The sequence below is a fragment of the Micromonospora sp. NBC_01699 genome (genome assembly GCF_036250065.1).
Classification (GTDB): domain Bacteria; phylum Actinomycetota; class Actinomycetes; order Mycobacteriales; family Micromonosporaceae; genus Micromonospora_G.
Genome location: NZ_CP109199.1, coordinates 1,098,681 through 1,117,977, shown reverse-complemented (window position 1 = coordinate 1,117,977; position 19,297 = coordinate 1,098,681). Strand labels below are relative to the sequence as shown.

The window sequence follows — 19,297 nt, the reverse complement described above, 5'->3', positions numbered from 1 at the left end:
TTCGAGGTGCTCACCTGGCGACGACCGATCGCCCGACTCTGAGGAATGAGGACTAGCCCAATGGGGCAGACCCCCGCAGAGTGGCTTGAAAGCCAAGCCGACAGGACCTTTGCACGACAACGAGCCCAAGTTGACACCGCAAAACTCTTGGCGACATTCGCCTCGGCGACCGCAGCCACGCTTGTCGCATCCGCATTACAGGTAGGAAAAGTAAACACCCTGGAGCTGCTTGCCACGATCTTCCTGGGTGTCTCATTTATTGCAGTAATATTAATCATTCTCCTCGACCGGATTACAGAAGCAGATCAGGCGAGGGTTCTCGAACTATCCCACCTACACGGGTGGGACGAACACAAACTCCTTACTGAACTACGTGCAGCGACGCTCAAGGCAGCGAACGCCAATGTGGCCGTGGTACGCGCAGTACAATGGATGCTGGGTATACAGATCGCGTTCGCTGCCACCACAGGCGCGGTAGCCGCCGTTTCGTTGCTAAGTCCAGGAGCACCTAACTAGATGTAGGGTGGACAGATGGGCGATGAAGCACCGATTCGCGTCGTTGGATGGGGTTTTATACCTGTTCCGGGCGAGCAACGCCGCTGGAGGCGTGCCGAGAATGCCGCACGGCAACTCCTGGAATTCGCAGATGCCGCCACAAAGAAGAAAAGGCCACCAAATCGCCAGGATCAAAATGAACCGGACAGCCTTGATGAGCCGGCGCCGGCGGATATACCAGACCCGCCAGTCACCCTCTCCACACCTCAGGTGCATCTAAACCAGAACATTTCTGAGCGCCAGGAAGATAGAGCACGAGAACAGGACCATGAAGGTCAAGAGCTAGTTCTGGCAATTTCGGCCAAAGAAGTACAGCGACTCAAATTCATCTACAATTTACCTGCTATGGAGCAAGGCGCACGGAAACCCGAACCGACGGCCAATGTTATATCGCCAGAATCTATACCGAAGGCAGAGGTTGGCACAGGAACAGTTGGTTCGGAAATTGACGTCGGGGATTCCATCGATCAGACAATAGCCAGAGACAGCAATGAAGAAAGCGCGCGTCGTTTAGTGCACGAAGCACAAAGTGAGGCCCAAAAAGGCGCTCCGACCCGCGCGCTTCAACTCTTCGAAGAAGCCATCGCGACCAATCCTTCAAGCAGTCACGCACTGAGCAGCTACGCCGAATTCCTCCAGAATGAGATGAAAGACTCCGATCGCGCTCGCGAGATCTACGAGAGAGCCATCGAGCTCAATCCGCTTGACCCGGATTTGCTTGGCAGCTTCGCAATCTTCGCCGAAACCAAGCTTCACGATACCGCGTTCGCTAACCGCCTATACACCCGCGCGCTCGCAATCGAGCCGCAGCACACAATAAATCTTGCAAACTTCGCTGATATGCTCGCGCAGGAGCAGGACTATGCTAAAGCTCAAGAACTTTTTGAGAGGGCAATCCAAACAGACGAACGCAACAGCTGGGCCCTTGAGGGATACGCTCGCTTCCTCGCCGAACATTTGAGAGAATTCGCACACGCTCGCGAATTGTACGAACGAGCAGTTGAGGTTGACCCGGTCGATCCCGATCTAGTCGGCAGCTTCGCCAATTTTGCAGCTACCAGACTCCGGGACGCCAGTCTTACCGAAAGACTTTACGCCCAAGCATTCGACATTGACCCTAGCCATGCCATTAATCTTGCGGGTTTCGCCGAATACCTGGCGAGCAAAGGGGATCAGGATCGCGCACGCGAATTGTTCGAACGCGCCATCCTGGCGAATCCTTTCAGCGGTTGGGTACTTGAAAGCTACGCACGTTTCCTCAGTGGCAAAGCGCGAGATTTCGTTCGAGCCAAAGAGGTGTACGAGAAGGCGATTGAAGTCGACCCGGACGACGAAGGACTAATAGGCAACTTCGCCATCTTCGCTGAGACCATCCTTCGTGATGCCGATCTAGCCAGGTCACTATACACGCGAGCACTTGAGATAGATCCAGGACACGCTAATAACCTCGTCAATTTCGCGCGATTCAACGCGCGTATAGGCCAGCTCGAACGGGCTACCGAACTGTTTGAGCGCGCACTCATGGAGCATCCTCACAGCAGCCTAGTACTGGCACGGTATGCTGAAATACTAGGCTCATATACAACGCAATTCACCCGAGCACGCGAAATGTACGAGAAAGCAGTTCGTGTCGACACCACTAACCCTGATCTTCTTGGCGATTTTGCAGCCTTCACCGAAGCATATTTTCGTGACACCGACTTGACAGGCGATCTCTACCAACGCGCCCTGATGATAGACGGCGCACATTTGCGGAACCTGCTCAACTTCGCGGATTTCCTTTCACGTGAGGGCCGCGTACAGGATGCGCGGTTGATTTTCGACCAAGCAATGACAGCTGATCCGGGCAACATCCTTATGCTGTCAAGGTACGCCCGGTTCTTAGCTGATCAACAAGGAGAGGAAGGCCGTGCTCGCGAAATTTTCGAGAGCGCGATTGCAACTAACCCCAACGACGTCAGCCTCATCAGTAACTTTGCCATTTTCGCCGAACTAACACTCCGCGACTTCGATCTCGCTGAGCGACTCTTCACACAGGCACTCGAGATCAATCCAGAAAACTTCGAATTGCTCTCTGCGTTCGCCGGCTTCCAATCGGATCGTGGACGACGAGGCGAAGCGCGCGAACTGCTTGATCGTGCAATGTCGCTCTCGCCCACCAATAGCTGGGTGTTAGAGCGTTACGCACGGTTCATGTCCAGCGAAGTTGGTGGGATCAATCGTGCACGGGAGCTATTCGAGCAGGCTCTTCAGGTCGATCCCACGGGTCATGCTCTAATCGCGAACTTTGCGATCTTCGCCGAGACAAAACTTCGCGATCTCGACCTTGCCAAGCGCCTCTATCTGCGCGCATTGGAGCTCGTTCCTGCAAATACTGTTACGCTGACAAGACTCGCTAACCTAGAGGCACAGCTCGGCAATCTTGACGGCGCGCAGGAACTATTTAGACGAGCAACCGAGAGCGGGCCCACGGACGGCTCAGTTCTTGTTAGCTACGCTCGATTCACGGCCGACCAAAAGAGAGACCTGAATCAGGCCCACGAGCTATTCGAAAAGGCTATTGAAGTCGATCCTCGTAATCCAAACACAATCGGCAGTTTCGCAGTGTTTGCGGAGACAAAACTTCAAAATGATGACCTTGCCAGGACGCTCTACACACGAGCATTAAAAGTAGACCCAAACCATGCAAGTAACCTGGCCGACTTCGCAGACTTCCTTGGCAAACACGGTGCCCATGACGAAGCACGGGCATTCTTCAACAGGGCCGTGGCGTCAGATCCTTTCAACAGTTGGGCAGCCGCCAGCTATGCCCGCTACCTCAGCAGCATTCCGGGTGAGATAGATTCCGCCCTCGAGCTTTACGAAAATGCGGTCGAGGCCAATCCAAGCGACGCCAACCTAATCGGTAATTTCGCCATCTTCGCCGAAACAACAATAGGTGACCCCGGACTTGCAGAGAGGCTATACACCCGCGCCCTAGAAATCGATCCAGGGCATGTCAACAACCTCGCGAACTTTGCCGAACTGCTCGCTGTGCGAGGAGAAATGGACCGGGCGCATGCTCTTTTCGGGCGGGCGTTGGCGGAACGTGCAGCTAGTCCAGATATCCTTGGTCGGTTTGGTCTTTTCTTACATCACCACGAAGGGCAACTGGAGGCCGCTCTCGAAGTTCTTGAGCAGGCGTGCAGCTTTTCTCCCGCAGATCCCAACAATATTGTCAATCTCGCGCAAATACTATTTGTAATGGAAAAGGACCTTGAGGCAACTGCCCTAGTGGCGGACCTGTTGACACAAGATATCGACGCAAACATACGTCTGGAAAGTGAGTTCTACTGGTTTGCACACGTCGAGCGAGGCCCCGGTCGCGCCTTGAAGGTTGTCAAACGACTACTCTCGCAAGGAGTACTTTCCGAGGGCTGGCCACTCAAACGCAACGTAGAGGTCGCCATAGCAACCGGCCATCGGTCTCCACACCTATTGCAGAAGATAGCAAGCGTGATTGCTGGTAGCGAACCAATAGTTATCCTTGAGGAATTTAGCGAATGGACCGACATAGCTATCGATTCGGATCACGAGACTGTATGAGCGCTACGTTCATATGAACATCGACGCTTCACTGCCAGCTGCGGCAGCTCGCCCCGTGGTTTGTTCTTTACCTCGCCGGACTGCGAGTATAGGTTTACTCTAGTGACTGAGTTGGGGCGGGGGATTTACGAGCACCTGATCACGTACGGGCTGGATGCTCGGCTGGGTGTGATCGGGTCTGAGCTGGTGGAACGTGCGGATCTGGATCCGGTGGACGCGCATGAGGTGTTGGGGCGGCATATTGCCGCGTTGACCACGCGGGCGTTGCGTGCGGTCGGTGGCTCGGACAGGGAAGGTCTGGCTCGGCAGGTGGCGATGGCGAACCAGATCGCCGAGACGATCGCGGCGATCGAGCCACGGGCCGTTGACGGCGCCGACCAGGTGGCCGACGTACACAAGCTGTTGACCGCCATCGCGGATCCGCCCACACCGCCGGAGGAGCCAAGGTTCCCCGTACGGCCGAGCACTCCACTGTCGAGTGGGGCGCTGCTGGTCAACGGGCGGAATCAGCCGCGCATCGGGCACGAGGTGGCTACCGAGATGGCGTCGGCCGACGAGGTCGACCTGCTCTGTGCGTTCATCAAGTGGTACGGGCTGCGTCTGGTCGAGCGCCCCATCCGGGAGCTGATCGAACGCGGTGGCCGGGTCAGGGTCATCACCACCACCTACCTCGGTGCGACGGACCAACGGGCGCTGGACCGGCTGGTCGAGTTGGGTGCCGAGGTCAAGGTCTCCTACGAGACCAGAACCACCCGCCTGCACGCCAAGGCCTGGCTGTTCCGCCGCCACAACGGGGCCAGCACCGCGTACGTCGGGTCTTCGAATCTTTCGAAGGCGGCGCTGGTTGACGGCCTGGAGTGGAACATCCGGGTCTCCAACCTCGAACAGCCGTCGGTCATCAACACGTTCGAGGCCACCTTTACCGACTACTGGAGCGACCCGGCGTTCGAGCCATACGACCCGGCCGAGGATGGCGAGCGGCTGCGCCGGGCACTGCGGTACGAACACACCGGCAACGGCACGGTCAGCGATCCCGATGTCGAGATCACCAACATCGACGTCCGGCCGTACGGATACCAGCGGGAGATCCTGGCCGACCTCGCCGCCGAGCGGATTGTGCACGGGCGATACCGCAATCTGGTGGTGATGGCAACCGGCACCGGCAAGACCGTCGTCGCCGCGCTCGACTACCGCGAACTACGTCGGACCAAAACCGTCGAGTCGCTGCTGTTCGTCGCGCACCGGGAGGAGATTCTGCGGCAGAGCCGGTCGGTTTTCCGGCACGTGCTGCGCGACGGCAGTTTCGGGGAAATCCTGGTCGGCGGCGAGCGGCCGACCGAGTGGCGGCACGTTTTCGCCTCGATCCAGTCGCTGCAACACCCGGACTTCGACCCGAGCCGGTACGACATGGTGATCGTGGACGAGTTCCACCATGCCGCCGCGCCGACGTACACGAAGCTGCTGGAGCACGTGCTGCCGCGCGTACTCCTGGGGCTGACCGCGACCCCGGACCGGGCTGACGGCGAAGACGTGCGGCTGTGGTTCGGCGGACATGCGGCCGTTGAGCTGCACCTGTGGGAGGCGCTGGAGCGGCAACTGCTCGCGCCGTTCCAGTATTTCGGGCTGCACGACGATGTTGACCTGTCGACGCTGACATGGAAACGCGGGCAGGGTTACGAGATTACCGACCTCAATCGGCTCTACACCGGGAACGATGCCCGCGCCCGTTTCATCCTGCAAGCCGTGCGGGACAAGGTCGATGTCGGCAGCATGCGGGCGCTCGGGTTCTGCGTCAGCATCGGGCACGCCGAGTTCATGGCGGAGGCGTTCACCAGGGCCGGTGTGCCGGCACGGGCGGTGACCTCGAAGGACACCACCGGCCGCCGCGCGCTGATCGACGCTTTCAAAACCCGAGAGGTACGGGTGCTGTTCACCGTTGACCTGTTCAACGAGGGTGTCGACCTGCCGATGGTCGACACGATCCTGATGCTGCGGCCGACCGAGAGCGCCACCATTTTCCTTCAGCAGCTCGGCCGTGGGCTGCGCCTGGACGACAACAAAGCGTGCCTGACGGTTCTCGACTTCATCGGTGGGCAGCACGCCAATTTTCGCTTCGACCTGCGTTGGCGAGCACTGACCGGGGTCAGCCGGCGGGCGATCGAGACCGCCGTACGCGAAGATTTTCCCACCCTGCCCAGTGGCTGCCACGTGGAGCTGGACCGGGTTGCCAAGGAGATCGTGCTGGCGAACCTGAAAAGCGCGCTGCCCAGCTCGACCAAGAACCTCACCGCCGAGCTGCGCCAGCTCGGTGACGTCAGCCTGGCCGAGTACCTGCGTGAGACCGGGCTGGAGGTCGAGGATCTCTACCGGCGCAAGAGCATCGGTGGCTGGGCGGGGCTGCGTCGACTCGCCGGGTTGGACACCAAACCGGCCGGTCCGGACGATCGGAACCTCGGGCCGGCGATCGGGCGGATGCTGCACCTGGACGATCCGGACCGGCTCGGCCTGCTGCGGCAGATCGCCTCCGGTGAGGCGCCGGCTCCCGGGCGGCTGGTCGACCTGATGTACCTCAACCTGTGGGGGCCGAAGGTCGCGGCCGACGAACGGGAGCAGCGGCTGATCCGGCTCTGGTCGGAACACCCTGACCGGCGGGCCGAGTTGGGGCAGCTCTACGAGGTGCTGCGGGAACGGATGCATCGGGTGGTCGGACCGCCAGCGTCGCCGACTGTGCCGCTGCGGGTGCACGCGCGGTACAGCCGGAACGAGGTGTTGGCGGGGTTCGGCGTACCGGATCCGGCGTCGATGCGGGAGGGGGTGAAGTGGGTGGAGGCGGAGCAGGCCGACATCTTCTTCGTCACCCTGGTCAAATCAGAGCGGCACTACTCCCCCACCACCATGTACGCCGACCGTTCGGTCACCCCCGAGCTGTTCCAGTGGGAGTCACAGAGCACCACCTCGTCAGCTTCACCGACCGGCCAGCGGTACATCAACCACCGGCAGCGTGGGTCGAGCGTGCACCTGTTCGTCCGCGAGACCAAGGAACGCGACGGTGACCTGGGTGTGCCGCCCTACCTCTACGCAGGCCCGATGACGTACGAGTCGCACACCGGTGACCGCCCGATGCGGATCCTCTGGCGGCTCCACCACGAACTCCCGGCCACCGTCTTCCACGCCGCCCGCATCACCGCCGCCTAACCCCTCCCCCCTCCCCCTCCCCCCCGCTCCCTCTCTTCGCCGATCTAGGGCAAATGGTGGTGATCGGAGATCAACTAGCACGTATTTGCCCTAGATCGGCGAGAAAAGAGAAGGGGGAGGGGGTTAGGACCAGGCGCCGGTTGTGGCTGCCCGAGCGGCGTACGTGTTGAAGGTGGTCGGGGGGCGGCGGAGCAGGCGGCGTACGGTGTCGGTCGGGTTGGCTAGGTGTCCGGCGCGCATTCCGGCGAACATGACGTTCAGGGCGGCGGCGGTCTCCTCCGGGTAGCCCTGGGCGAGCAGTTCGGTCCGGTACTGGTCGGGCGTCAGCTGGTCGTACCGGATGGAGCGTCCGGCGGCCTCGGCTATTGTCGCCACCACCGTGGCGAAGGTGAGCGCTTCGGGGCCGGTCAGGTCGTACACCTGCCCGTGATGACTGTCGGAAGGTGTGGTCAACAGGAGCGCGGCGACGTCGGCGACGTCCTGGGCGTCGACGAACGGTTCCGGTGTGACGCCGATCGGCAGACCCAGTCGGCCGTCGCGCAGCGGCTGCCGCCACAGGTCCTCGTCGAAGTTCTGGTTGAAGTTGTTCGGCCGGATGATTGTCCATTCGACGCCGGAGTCGCGTACGGCCTGCTCGGCGGCGAGCATGCCCGGCGAGAAGTCGCCCTCGATCTGGTCGATTCCGCGTCCGGACAGCGCCACGAACCGACTGACGCCGGATTCTGTCGCGAGCGTGACGAAGTCGTCGGCATCCTTCGGGTCCTCCGGGGCCATCAGGTAGACCGCCGAGATGCCCTCCACCGCCGGTAACCAGGTGCTCGGTTCCGACCAGTCGAAGCGTCTCTCACCGGAGCGGGAGGCCGCGCGGACCGGTCGGCCCGAGGCCCGGAGCGTACGGACCAGCCGGCGGCCGATCTTGCCGGTGCCGCCGATGACGAGGATGTCCTTCACGTCTGTTGTCATGCAGACCAGTCAATCGGCGGGGCGGCGGGCCGGACATGGTCTGCCGTACGACAAGCATGTGCGATCGTCCGCGACCTATGGTGAGTTGATGGACCCGTTCGACGATTTACTGCGCGGCGTACGCGCGGACGGTGCGGCCTTCGGCCGTTCGGTGTTGACGCCACCGGCGGCGCTGCGCTTTGTCGACGGCGCACCGCTGACGCTGTGCGTACCACTGCGCGGTGAGGGTTGGATCACCCGGGCGGGAGGCGAGAAGCCGCTTCAGGTACGGGTCGGCGAGGCCGTTGTCGTACGTGGACCGGAGCCGTTTGTCTTCTCCACCGAGCCCCGGTCGGAGTTCCGGCCGGGTGAACTTCGTGACGTGCACTGTGGGCAGTCGCGGGTGACCGAGCCCGCTCCGGACGCGGATCCGGCCGAGCGGACGGTGCTGCTGGCCGGGGCGTACCACGTGCAGGGGCGGGCGCCGCAGCGGCTGTTGGGGGTGTTACCGCCCGTGCTGGTGGCGACGGACGACCATGACTGCGCGTCGCTGCGTGACTATCTTGATTCGCAGCTCGGCAGCTGTCGTCCCGGTCGGCAGATAGTGCTGGACCGGATGCTGGACTGGTTGCTGGTCTGCACGCTGCGGGACTGGTTCGACCAGCCGGGCGCCGAGCCGCCGGACTGGTATCGCGCGCTGGGTGACGACACGGTGGGGCCGGTGCTGCGGGCCATGCACGACGCACCGAACCAACCGTGGACGATCGCCTCGCTGGCCGCCAGGGCCGGGGTGTCGCGTACGACGCTGGCAAAGCGGTTCACCGAACTGGTGGGTGAGCCGCCGTTGACGTACCTGACCGACTGGCGGATGACGCTGGCGGCGGATCTGCTGACCGGGTCGACCGCGACGGTGGCGGCCGTCGCGCGTCAGCTCGGCTACGCGGACGGGTTCGGTTTCAGCGCGGCCTTCAAACGGGTGCACGGGGTGAGCCCGAGTGAGCACCGTCGGTTGGCGCATTCGGTGCCCGAACACCGTGGCGCCACCCCGGTCACGTCGGTCACGTGACGGGGTGGCGTCCGGTCGGGCCGCTGGTCAGGCGTTGGCGCGGCGGGTCTTGATCGCGCTGTCGACGATGTCCCAAAAGACGACGATGGCGGTGATGACGACGCTGAGGGTGGCGACGTTGCTCAGGTTGTCGTCGTTGCCGAGCCAGTCGAAGCGGTCCACCAGGGCCGGGTTGAGCAGCCGGTCGGTGTGCAGCAGCCAGATCACCGGGAGGGTGAACGCCAGGTCGAGCAGGACCTTGACCCCGAACAGCGGCCAGGTCCGGCGCCCGACCCGATACTTCACGATCTCGAAGGCCACGCTGGCGACCAGGACGGCGATCAGGGCCGGGAGCCAGGACGTCCACAGCGCCGGGTCGATGATCGGGATGTTGGTGCCGTCGGCGGCCTGCACCCAGGAGCGGAAGTGCTGCCAGGGCAGGTAGGCGAGAAGCAGGGTGATCGTGACGACGGCCGCGACGGTGTCGGTGCGGCTCACCTGACGGTCGACCGGGGCGTCGGGAAGCTGGTCGACGGTCCAGTCGGGCAGGTCGAGTTTGGTCTTGCTGCGTTCGGCGATGGCGAAGGCGAGGGTGACCCAGAAGGCGATCTGGACCGCGACCTCGATGGCGGCGCCGATCCCGGAGCCGATCACGTCGCCGACCGATCCGCCGTCGGCGGCGTCGATCACGGCGACGACGGTGCCGACGATGGCCGGTACGAAGCTGAGCAGTAGCCGCATCAGCCGGGCCCAGACCAGGTAGTAGGTGGGGCCGATGAGTTGCAGTCGCCGGTCGGCGTAGCGGGCGGCGAGGCGTTCCGGGTTGCCGAGTTCGGTGAGCACGTCCCGTTCGGCGGTGGCGGGGTCCTGGCCGTTGCCGGCCCGGTCCTCGATCATGTCCTCGATCGAGCCGCGGAGTTCGGCGGCGATCTCGTCGCGCCGCTGCGCGGGTACGGAGGTCAGGGTCGCGGCGAGGTAGCGGTCGGTCAGGGTGTTCATCGGTCGGCTCCTTCGATCAGCCCGGTCATCGAGGTCTGGATGGCGGCGAGGTCGGCAAGGAGTCGACCCAGGATGGTCTCCCCGTCCGCGCTGGTGCGGTAGAACTTGCGCGGCCGGCTCTCGTCGGTGTTCCACTCACTGGTCAGCAGGCCCTGTTCCTCAAGGCGGCGCAGCAGCGGGTAGAGGGTGTTCGCGTCGACCGGGAAGCCGTGGTCGGTCAGGCGTTGGAGCAGGGCGTAGCCGTAGCCGGGTTGGCGGAGCGCCACCAGGCTCGCCGCGACCACCGTGCCCCGTCGGAGTTCCTGGAGGTGCGTCCGGAGGATGTCATCACTCGGCATGCGTCAAACTATAGTGTGTGCCACACACTGTTGTCTAGGACGACAACATTGGCCGGCGACGGGATATTGGGTCAGCCCCGGACCACGGCCCCCACCTGCGGCAACTCGCGCTGGCGGGTGCGGGTCAGGCCGACGCCGACGAGCACGACCGCCATACCGACGAGGATCCGCGGGCTGAGCTGTTCGTCGAGGACGAGCGCGCCCAGGGCCACCGAGACGACCGGCAGCAGGTAGCCGACGGTGGCGGCGGTGACCGGGCCCTCGGTGGCGATGAGCCGGGCGTTGAGGTGGAAGGTGACCCCCGTACCCAGGGTGCCGAGCACGACGACCGCGACGATCGCGGTCGGGGTGGGCGCCCACGGCCCGGCCGATCCGACCGGCAGCGCCAACGTGGTCAGGCCGGTCGCGGTGATCAGCTGGGCGGCGGACAGGGCGAGCGGGCCGGTCGGCCGCCCGCTCAGGTGACGGGCCATGTAGGCGAAGGCGACCGCGTAGCTGGCCGCCGCGGCGAGCAGCAGCAGGGCACCCCAACTGGTCAGGCCCGTCTCCTGCCAGGGCGCGAAGATGAGCAGGGTGCCGGCGAAGCCGAGCGCGAGGCCGGTCAGCCGGAGCGGGTGCGGGTGGCGCTCGGCACGCAGGGCGAGGGCGATCAGCAGGGACCACAGCGGGGTGGTGGCGTTCAGGACCCCGGCCACGCCGGAGTCGACCGTCTGTTCGCCGACGCTGAACAGGAAGAACGGCAGGGCGTTGCAGAAAAACGCGGCCACGACGAGATGCAGCCAGGTCCGCCGGTCGCGCGGGAGGCGCTGGCGCGCGGCGTACGCGAGTGCAAGCAGGACGGCCGCGCCGAGGGCACAGCGGATGACGGTGATCTGGAGCGGGGTCAGACCGCCACCGAGGGCGACCTTGATCCAGAGGAAGCCCGATCCCCAGAGCAGGGCGAGGACCGCCATGCGTACGAGGGTTCCGCGCGAGCCGCTGAGCACCGTTGCCTCCTGAGGGTGGACTGACGTTCACCGTGTCCCGGAAGCAGGTGTAAGACAAGCGAAAAGATCTGCATGGAGCGTTAAGGTGAGCTACATGCTTGACGTACGGCGAATGCAGTTGCTCCGGGCGGTCGTGACCAGCGGTTCGGTCACCGCGGCCGCCCGCGACCTCGGCTACACCCCCTCGGCGGTCAGCCAACAGATCACCGTGCTGGAAAGGGAGGCCGGGCTCGCGCTGCTGGAGCGGACCGGGCGCGGCGTACGGCCGACCGACGCCGGCCGGCTGCTCAACGACTACGCCGCCGCCATCGGTGAACAGGTCGCCGAGGCGGAGACCGCACTGGCCGACCTGCGGGCCGGGCGGACCGGACGGCTGGCGGTGCGCTACTTCGCCACCGCCGGGGCGAGCCTGGTGGCACCGGCGGTGGCCCGGTTCCGCCGCGCCCACCCCGACGTCCGGGTCGAGCTGCGGTTGGGTGAACCCGAGCAGTCGCTGCCGGAACTGAAGCAGGGCGGGGCGGACCTGGCCATAGTGGTCCGGTCCCCCGACCGGTTGACCGGCGACGGGATCCGGTTCACCCACCTGCTCGACGACCGGTACGCCGCCGTACTGCCCCGGGGGCACCGGCTCGCCGCGAAACGGGTGCTCGAACTGGCCGACCTGGCCGATGAAGCATGGGTCGGCAGCGAATGGCCCGGACCCTGCCTCGACGCGGTTCTCGACGCCTGCGCGTCGGCCGGCTTCCGACCGGAGTTCGGAGTGCAGAGCGAGGACTACGCCACCGCGCAGGGCTTTGTCGCCGCCGGACTCGGCGTGAGCCTGGTGCCGGAGATGGGACTGGGCAACCGCCACCCGGCCGTTGTCGTACGCCGGGTCCGCAACCCCGTTCCGGTGCGCGTCATCTACGCCGCCGTGCGGGAGTCGTCACCGGCCCAGCCGGCGCTGCACGGCCTGCTCGGAGCGCTGCGGGAGACGGCGGACAGCCAGCCCTCCGGGCGTTGACCAGGGCCGGGCCGCCAGCCGCCGGTACGCCACCGGCAACCGTTTTTCGGGAACAATTCGCGGAATTGCGAGTGCGCGGCGGATGTCGAGACTCGGCGTACACCCGCGTTTTTCGACCGTAGGGCAAATTGCCCGATCGGTGTTCTTCCAGCTTGCCGGATCTGCCATTCCGGAAATCGCGCGGGCGGGTCATCGTGCGCGAATGGAGACTCCGCATGCACAGAGAAGACAGCGTGGGTCGGCCGAGGCGAAGCTTGATCGGACTGCATCGATGGAGCGGTCGGCGTGCTCATCGCCCGAGCCGGACCGCGCGGGTGACCGGGCGGGCCGGTGCCGCGGCGGGCCCGGTCCGTCCCCCGGCGAACCGGACACCAGCCGACCGAGTGAGAGGAGACACGCGTGACAACACCGGAGAACGTGATCCCCGCCTTGATCGCCGACGGGAACGACATCGACGGTCTGGTGGCGAACATCGACGAGAGCCAGTGGAGTCTGCCCACCCCGGCGGATGGCTGGACGGTCGCCCACCAGGTCGCCCACCTCGCCGCGACCTTCCGGATGGCGACCCTGGCCGCCGCCCGCCCGGACGAGTTCACGGCGATGACGAGCCGGCTCAGCAATGACTTCAACGCCAACGTCGCCGGGGCGATGGCACCGTTCCTGGCCGCGCCGCCGAAGGTGCTGCTGGGCCTCTGGCGTACCGAGCGGGCGAACGCCGAGCAGGCGCTGGCGTCGGTCCCGGCCGGCAAGCTCGTACCGTGGCTGGTCCGCCCGCTGCCCGCGCCGGTGCTCGCCGCCGCCGGGATGATGGAGTTGTTCGGGCACGGCCAGGACATCGCCGACGCGCTCGGCGTACGGCGGGAATTCACCGACCGGATCGCGCACCTGGTCGGATTCGCGGTCCGGACCTGGGACTTCGGTTACCTGGCCCGGGATCTGACCCCGCCGGAGGTGGAGTTCCGGTTCGAACTGACCCTGCCGTCGGGGGCACCGTTCGTCAGCGGCCCGGAGGACGCCGAGCAGCGGATCACCGGCCCGGCCGCCGACTTCTGCCTGCTCGTCACCAGGCGGCGGCACCGCGACGACCTGGCCCTGGTCGCCACCGGGCCGGACGCCGAGCAGTGGCTCAACATCGCCCAGGCCTACCGTGGCCCGGCCGGGCCGGGCCGCAAGCCGGGGCAGTTCGCCGCCGCGCAGCGTTCCTGACCCTCGACACACCGAACGCCGGCCGGTGCGAACCGGCCGGCGTTCGGCGTTCCCCCAGGAGTGACGACTATCGGTGCCCGGCGGTCACCCCGTCCGGCCGGTGCGCCGGCACCCGGTCCGACCGGACCCGCCGGCTCATCAAAATGGCGAGCAGACTGCCGAACAGCAGCGCGCCGGCGACCACGGCCAGCGTCGGACGGGCCGCGGCGAGCAGCGCGTCGCCGAACGCGTCGGCCGCCGAACGCTCGACCCGTTCGGCCACGTCCGCCGGAAGCTGGTCCGGGACGGTGAAACCGCCCTGCTGACCGCTGCCCAGCCGCAACCCGTCCTCGGTGGCGTCGGCGATGCCGGCCAGGAAACCCGGCCGTTCCGCCGGTGGCAGCCCGGCCGCCTGCTGGCGCGCGGTCTGCTCCAGGGCGGACACCAGCCGGTTCTGTAGCACCGCGCCGATCACCGCGGCACCGAGCACCGCGCCCAGTTGGCGGGCCGTGTTGAGCACCCCGGAGGCGGCCCCGGCCTGCGCCGGGGCGACACTGCGCATCGCCTCGGTGGTCGTCGGTGCGATCGCCGCACCCATCCCGATGCCGATCAGGACCAGGGGCGCGACGAAGACCCACACGGACGAGTCCCGGGTCGGCAGGAACGCCATGCCCAGCACCCCGGCCGCGAACGCCGCCAGCCCGATCACGAGCAGGATCCGGCCACCGACCCGATCGGCGAGCCGGCCCGCCACCGGGGCAACCGCGCTGAGCGTGATCGTCCACGGCAGCGCGACGAGGCCGGACTCCAGCGGCGTCATGCCGTACAGGGTCTGGGTTTCGATGACGAACAGGAGCAGGAAACCGTAGAGGGCGAACGAGGTGATCAGGGTGATGACGGTGGCGATCGTGTAGTCCCGGTTGCGCAGCAGCCCGAGCGGGATCAACGGTTCGGGCTGGCGGCGTTCCCAGAGCACGAACAGCCCGAGCAGCAGGCCGGCGGCGAGCAGGATCATCGGGATCGTCACCGGGCCGGCGACACTGCCCCAGTGGTGCCGCTCCCCCTCGACCAGCGCGTACACCAGGCCGCTGAGGCCGAGGGTGGCCAGCACCAGACCCACCGGGTCGAAGCTCTTCGGTCGCGGCTGGCGCAGGTCCGGGACCAGCCGCAGCGCCAGCGCGATGCCGGCGAGGCAGAGCGGCACGTTGACGTAGAAGATCCACTGCCAGCCGAGGTGGGTGACGATCAGGCCGCCGACGGTCGGGCCACTGACCGCCGCGATGCCGGCGACGGCGGTGAAAATGCCGAACGCCGCACCCCGGCGAGCCGGCGGGAAGATGGCCGAGACCAGCACCAGCGCCTGCGGCAGCAGTGCCGCGGCGCCGATGCCCTGGAGCACCCGGGCGGCGATGAGCTGGCCGGGGCTCTGCGCCGCGCCGCAGAACGCCGAGGCGAGCGCGAACACGGCGAGCCCGCCGACGAACACCGCGCGCGGACCGACCAGGTCACCGAGCCGACCGAAGACGATCAGCAGGGTGGACAGGGCCAGCAGGTACCCGTTGAGCACCCACAGCACGGTGCCGATGCCGGTGTCGAGCGAGCTCATCATCACCGGCGCGGCGGTGTTGACGATGCTGGTGTCGAGCAGGATCAGGAAGTTGCCCAGGCAGAGCACGGCAAGGGCGGCCCACGGGTTGACCGGCCTGGTCGTGGTCATGCTTCTAGGTGCGGCAGGGCCGGGGGCACGGGCGTACCGGCACCGGTCAGGGTCGCGGCGATCTGTCGGGCCGCGGCCAGGCTGGCCCACGCGGTGAAGGCGATCAGCGTGTCGTCGCCGGGGTGGGCCCGCCGGAAGTCGTCGACCAGGTCCGTGCCGACCTGGGCGGACGCGAACGCGGTCACCAGACCGAGCCGAGCGGCCGGGCGTTGCTCCGCCGGCAGGTCCGCGACGGCCGCGTCGGCCCAGGCGCGGGCGCTGAGCCCCGGCGGTTGCGCGGTCGGGTCGGCCAGACGTTCCCGGATCAGCGTACGGACCGCCGCCGGCACCGTCGGGGCACCGGCGTCGATGGCCGCGTACGCACGGGCGAAGGCATCGGCGACGACCGGGTTACCGGCGGCCCAGTGCAGGTCCGCCGGGGGCGGGGCCGCCGGCAGCAACGGCAACGAGTCCCCCGGTTCGACCGTACGGCGGGCCAGCGAGCCCATCAGCCAGGCGGCCATCCGGCGTACGCCGGACCGGGCCGGACCGGGAATGCCGGCCGGCAACGGCGAGTCGGCGAGGAAGATGTTGACCATGCGGTTCACGTAGTGGAACGTCACCGCGACCCCGATCAGCTCGGGCGCCTCCGCCGCGCTGAACGGCACCGGGGCGGAGGCCGGGGCGGACCCGGCGGCGCCCGGTCCGGATCCGCCGGCCCACTGCGCGATGGCCCGCAGCTTCGGATCGGTCACCTCGTCCCAGCGCTGCTCGGCCACGGCCAACGCCGACTCGCCGCGCAGCAGTCCGCGCAGCGTGGCGCCGTGCACCTCGACGCAGTACGGGCACCGGTTCGCGACCGACACGGCGGCGGCGACGGCCTCCTTGGCCTCGCGGGTCGCCGCCCCCTTGGCGACGAGCGCCTCGCGCAGCATCAGCCAGGACGCGGCGAGTGCCGCCGGTGCCGGCGAGTGCAGGCTGACCGGGGGTGCGAGCATGCCGAAGTCCCGTTCGACCTGCTGGTACACCTGGGCAACCAACCCGGTCGCGGCCGGCGGCGGGACCGCCTGGACGTGTCGTACGTGTGCGGTGGCCGGGCGGCGCGTCGCCCGTTCGAGCAACCCACTCATGCGGGTTCCCTTCCGATCAGGAGCGGGTGGGGGGATCGGCCGCCCGGCCGGTTCCCGGTGTCGCCCGGAAACCGGCCGCGACGGCGGCCGCACAGCATGCCGGCACCGTCCCCGCCTGCGGGGGACGGTGCCGACGGGATCAGACGAGATCCAGGCTCGGGGTACGGGTCGCCTGACCGGCGTCCGCGCCCGGCAGCGAACCGACGTACGTGACCGCCACCCCGCGTTCCCGGGCGGCCCGGACGATGCCCGGCATGGCCCGCTCGGCCAGGGCGGCGATGGTCAGCGCCGGATTCACCGTCAGCGCACCCGGCACCGCCGAGCCGTCGGTGACGAAGATGCCGGGGTGGTTGCGCAGCTCGTGCCGCTCGTCCAGGGCCGAGGTCTCCGGGTCGTCACCGATCCGGCAGGACGACAGCGGGTGCACCGTGTACGCACCGACCACGTCGTTCGTCCACGGCATGACCCGGGACAGACCGTCCTTCTCCAGGATCTCCCTGACCTCGGCGTCGGAGAGGTCCCAGCCGCGTCGGGTGTTCTTCGTCGGCCGGTACGTCAACGCGCCCTGGCCCAGCATCTGCTGCGAGATCCGGTTGGCGTTGCCGGTCGGCGGCGGCGGCCCGAAGACGCCCTCGTTGTCGTCCTCGGACATGGTGAAGATGGTCAGCCAGGACGGCCACTGCCGCATCAGCTCCTTCTTCTCCACCCCGAACCAGCTCGGGCCCTCGGCGTCGGGGACCTGGGCGAGGATCGTGCCGAGACCCGGCGGGAAGTAGAGCTGCTCCAGCGAGAAGCGCTCGTACTCGGGCAGGTTCGCGTCCAGGTGGTCCCAGGTGGCCACGACCGGGCCGCGGCCGATCTGGTTCGCGGCGTACGCGAGACCGTTCTCCCGGCTCAGGCCGAGCACGTCGCGTACCCGGTCCTCGTTCATCACGGCGGTGTTGAGGCGTTCGCCGTTGCCGGAGAAGTAGCGGCCGACGGCGTGCGGCATCGCACCGAGGGTCTCCTCGGAACGTTGCAGGATGACCGGGGTCGCACCGGCGCCGGCGGCCAGGATGACGATCTTCGCGTCGATCGTGCCGCTGGTGTGGTGCACCCGGTAGTCGACCTCGTCAACGGTCGAGTAGTGCACCCGGTAGCCGCCGTCGTCGTTGCGCGACAGGTACTGCACCTCGTGCAGCGGGCGGATCTCGGCGCCGTGCGAGATGGCCCCCGGCAGGTAGTTGAGCAGCAGGGACCGCTTCGCGTCGAACTTGCAGCCGGCCATCATCCAGTTGCAGTTGGTGCACATGGAGACGTCGACCGCCGAGGGCACCGGGTTCGCCGTACGGCCGGCGTGGTTGCACGCGGCGGCCCACAGCCCACCGGCGTATGGGACCTCGTCCCAGCTCGTCATCGTCACCGGCAGCGCCTCGCTGACCCGGTCGTACCAGGGGTCGAGGCTTTCCCGGGTGACCGACGCCGGCCACATCCGGCGGCCGATGCTGCCCTGGCGTTCGAAGACGAACTTCGGCGCCCTCGGCATGGTGGCGAAGTAGACGACACTGCCGCCGCCGACGCAGTTGCCGCTGAGCAGGCTCATGCCCTCACCGAGGGTGAAGTCGAAGATCCGGGTGAACGACTTCCCGATCTCGAAGTCCTGGTCGAACTCGTCCGCCGTCAGCCACGGTCCACGTTCGAGGACGACCACCTTCGCACCACCGGCGGCCAGGTGGTATGCGGCGATGGCGCCGCCGAAGCCGCTGCCGATCACCAGGACGTCGGTCTGTTCCGTACTCGTCATGCGGGACTCCCGGTGGCGGTGGTGTGTGGGTGGAGCTGGGACAGGGCGCGGCCGTACGAGAAGCGCGGGAACCGCCAGACGCCGTCCGGCTCGGGCTTGAGGTAGCCGATCGTGAGCAGTCCGGGGTGGCCGGCGGCGAGGGCGTCGAGGGTGGGCATGTGGGCGGCGCTGTCGAAGGCCATGTTGCTGAACATCGCCAGGCCGATCCAGACGCCCTTCTCCGGGTGGTCCTGCGCGGTCAGCCGCACCACCAGGGCGGTACGGTCGGGGAACGGCAGCGCGACGAAGGCGGGAACCGACTCGTCGAGGGTGAGCGACTGCTCGGCGGCGTACTCCTCGGCGTGGCCGTTGAGCATCGCCATGAAGCCTTCGAGCATCTCACCGAGACCGCTGCCCGGCAGTTCGAGCAGCTCCACCGCGCCGGAGGCGACCGCGCCGCCGCCCACCGACACCCCGGCGATGGCCCGGTCGTCCGGCGTTCGCCGCTCGCCCGGAACGATCGTGTCGGCGTACGCCTCCAGCGTCATCTTCCATTGGTTCGTTTCTGTGGTACCGGGTTGCACGGGTCGCCTCCTGCGCTGAATAGTCACCCCACATCGAAACCGGGACCGGGTGGATAATTGCGCCCCGGCCCGATGGGCGAATGCGGAAGGATTAGCTGGAATGGTGCCTCGGGTATCGTGCGGTGAATCGATATCGATCCGCCACGTCTCATGGTCCGATTGGCACCGATGGCAGCGCATCTCCTGACGTGCGGCAGGTGCCGACGTACACCCTGCCGCGCACGTCGGGCCGGCGGACGGCCTTCTCGCAGCGTGCTCATTGTGGTCGGAGGCCGTTGCGGCGCCGGTCGGG

General features: G+C 66.7%; 14 protein-coding genes. 6 read left to right on the top strand and 8 right to left on the bottom strand.

Annotated features, from left to right (window positions below; translation table 11 throughout):
• The first annotated feature begins 60 nt into the window (after positions 1–60).
• From OG792_RS05060 to OG792_RS05050, 3 genes are all read left to right on the top strand, one after another.
• Positions 61–516 carry a hypothetical protein gene (locus OG792_RS05060; RefSeq protein WP_329107782.1) on the top strand — a complete coding sequence of 152 codons (456 nt, stop codon included), beginning with the start codon at positions 61–63 and terminating at the stop codon, positions 514–516.
• 15 nt (positions 517–531) lie between these two features.
• Positions 532–4,140 carry a tetratricopeptide repeat protein gene (locus OG792_RS05055; protein ID WP_329107780.1) on the top strand — a complete coding sequence of 1,203 codons (3,609 nt, stop codon included), beginning with the start codon at positions 532–534 and terminating at the stop codon, positions 4,138–4,140.
• A gap of 102 nt (positions 4,141–4,242) precedes the next feature.
• Positions 4,243–7,335 (top strand): DUF3427 domain-containing protein, encoded by a 3,093-nt coding sequence (locus OG792_RS05050; protein ID WP_329107779.1) that lies wholly within the window; start codon positions 4,243–4,245, stop codon positions 7,333–7,335.
• A 123-nt stretch (positions 7,336–7,458) separates the two neighbouring features.
• On the opposite strand, the gene OG792_RS05045 is transcribed toward OG792_RS05050, so the two are convergent.
• Positions 7,459–8,298, bottom strand: coding sequence for an NmrA family NAD(P)-binding protein (locus OG792_RS05045; protein WP_329107778.1), 840 nt, complete (start codon positions 8,296–8,298; stop codon positions 7,459–7,461).
• Positions 8,299–8,386: 88 nt separating this feature from the next.
• Here OG792_RS05045 and OG792_RS05040 point away from each other — a divergent pair, with 88 nt between their 5' ends.
• Positions 8,387–9,343: an AraC family transcriptional regulator gene (locus tag OG792_RS05040; protein ID WP_329107776.1), complete on the top strand. Its 957-nt coding sequence runs from the start codon at positions 8,387–8,389 to the stop codon at positions 9,341–9,343.
• Between the two features lie 27 nt (positions 9,344–9,370).
• Here OG792_RS05040 and OG792_RS05035 read toward each other — a convergent pair whose 3' ends face one another.
• From OG792_RS05035 to OG792_RS05025, 3 genes are all read right to left on the bottom strand, one after another.
• On the bottom strand, positions 9,371–10,321 hold the full coding sequence (locus OG792_RS05035) for a permease prefix domain 1-containing protein (RefSeq protein WP_329107774.1): 951 nt from the start codon (positions 10,319–10,321) through the stop codon (positions 9,371–9,373).
• Positions 10,318–10,659 carry a PadR family transcriptional regulator gene (locus tag OG792_RS05030; RefSeq protein WP_329107772.1) on the bottom strand — a complete coding sequence of 114 codons (342 nt, stop codon included), beginning with the start codon at positions 10,657–10,659 and terminating at the stop codon, positions 10,318–10,320. Before OG792_RS05030 ends, OG792_RS05035 begins: the two co-directional genes overlap by 4 nt.
• Before the next feature lie 71 nt (positions 10,660–10,730).
• Positions 10,731–11,645: a DMT family transporter gene (locus OG792_RS05025; protein ID WP_329107771.1), complete on the bottom strand. Its 915-nt coding sequence runs from the start codon at positions 11,643–11,645 to the stop codon at positions 10,731–10,733.
• A gap of 94 nt (positions 11,646–11,739) precedes the next feature.
• On the opposite strand from OG792_RS05025, the gene OG792_RS05020 reads away from it, so the two are divergent.
• Positions 11,740–12,648, top strand: a complete 909-nt coding sequence (locus OG792_RS05020; RefSeq protein WP_329111123.1) for a LysR family transcriptional regulator — start codon at positions 11,740–11,742, stop codon at positions 12,646–12,648.
• A 399-nt stretch (positions 12,649–13,047) separates the two neighbouring features.
• Positions 13,048–13,854, top strand: coding sequence for a TIGR03084 family metal-binding protein (locus OG792_RS05015; protein ID WP_329107770.1), 807 nt, complete (start codon positions 13,048–13,050; stop codon positions 13,852–13,854).
• A 67-nt stretch (positions 13,855–13,921) separates the two neighbouring features.
• Here the strand turns inward: OG792_RS05015 and OG792_RS05010 are convergent, their stop codons facing one another.
• From OG792_RS05010 to OG792_RS04995, 4 genes are all read right to left on the bottom strand, one after another.
• On the bottom strand, positions 13,922–15,550 hold the full coding sequence (locus OG792_RS05010; protein WP_329107768.1) for an MFS transporter: 1,629 nt from the start codon (positions 15,548–15,550) through the stop codon (positions 13,922–13,924).
• Positions 15,547–16,659, bottom strand: a complete 1,113-nt coding sequence (locus tag OG792_RS05005; protein WP_329107766.1) for a carboxymuconolactone decarboxylase family protein — start codon at positions 16,657–16,659, stop codon at positions 15,547–15,549. Before OG792_RS05005 ends, OG792_RS05010 begins: the two co-directional genes overlap by 4 nt.
• Positions 16,660–16,798: 139 nt before the next feature.
• Positions 16,799–18,442, bottom strand: coding sequence for a GMC family oxidoreductase (locus OG792_RS05000; protein ID WP_329107764.1), 1,644 nt, complete (start codon positions 18,440–18,442; stop codon positions 16,799–16,801).
• A complete protein-coding gene (locus OG792_RS04995) occupies positions 18,439–18,969 on the bottom strand; it encodes a DUF5987 family protein (protein WP_329107762.1) in 531 nt (176 codons plus the stop codon). Before OG792_RS04995 ends, OG792_RS05000 begins: the two co-directional genes overlap by 4 nt.
• Positions 18,970–19,297 lie beyond the last annotated feature (328 nt).